The organism is Bradyrhizobium sp. 14AA (assembly GCF_054185205.1).
In genome coordinates this window covers 1-1,067 of sequence record NZ_JAVAYM010000069.1, presented here as the reverse complement: position 1 = coordinate 1,067, position 1,067 = coordinate 1, and the positions used below count along the sequence as shown (strand labels likewise).

Below are 1,067 nucleotides of genomic sequence, written 5' to 3'. Positions count from 1 at the left end.
GACGACCACGGCCGCGCAGAGCGAGCTGGCCGACGGCAGCTACCAGTTCCGTGCCGTGGTCACCGATCCCGCCGGTAACAGTTCGACCAGCAATGTCGTCGCGGTGGTGGTCGACACGTCGGCGCCGACGGCAGGGACGCTGTCGCTGTCGAACTATGACGACAGCGGGTCGTCGTCTGTGGACCTCAACTCGACCGACAGGGCCTTCGATCTGTCACTGAGCGGCAACGCCGATGCCAACGGCACCAGTGTGGCCTATGAGGTGTCGACCGACGGCGGCGCGAGCTGGTCGACGACCACGGCCGCACAGAGCGATCTGGCCGACGGCAGCTACCAGTTCCGCGCGACCGTCACCGATCCCGCCGGCAACTCCTCGACCAGCAACATCGTCGCGGTGGTGGTCGACACCACGGCGCCGACGGCGGGGACCCTGTCGCTGTCGAGCTATGACGACAGCGGGTCGTCGTCTGTGGACCTCAACTCGACCGACAAGGCCTTCGATCTGTCGCTGAGCGGCAATGCCGATACCAACGGCACCAGTGTGGCCTATGAGGTCTCGACCGACGGCGGCGCGAGCTGGACCACGACGACGGCCGCACAGAGCGATCTGGCCGACGGCAGCTACCAGTTCCGCGCGACCGTCACCGATCCCGCCGGCAACAGCGCGACCAGCAATGTTGTCGCGGTGGTGGTCGACACGTCGGCGCCGACGGCGGGGACGCTCTCTCTGTCGAACTATGACGACAGCGGGTCGTCGCCTGCGGACCTCAACTCCACCGACAAAGCCTTCGATCTGTCGCTGAGCGGCAACGCCGATACCAACGGCACAACGGTGGCCTATGAGGTCTCGACCGACGGCGGCGCGAGCTGGACCACGACGACGGCCGCACAGAGCGATCTGGCCGATGGCAGCTACCAGTTCCGCGCCGTGGTTACCGATCCGGCCGGTAATAGTTCGACCAGCAACATCGTCGCGGTGGTGGTCGACACGTCGGCGCCGACGGCAGGGACGCTGTCGCTGTCGAACTACGGCGACAGCGGGTCGTCCTCGTCCGACTTCAACTCGA

At 66.6% G+C, this 1,067-nt stretch carries 1 protein-coding gene; it reads left to right on the top strand.

What is annotated here, in order from left to right:
* Positions 1–1,067 (top strand): Ig-like domain-containing protein (locus RAD15_RS43335; RefSeq protein ID WP_458184785.1); only part of this gene is annotated, 1,067 nt, incomplete at both ends.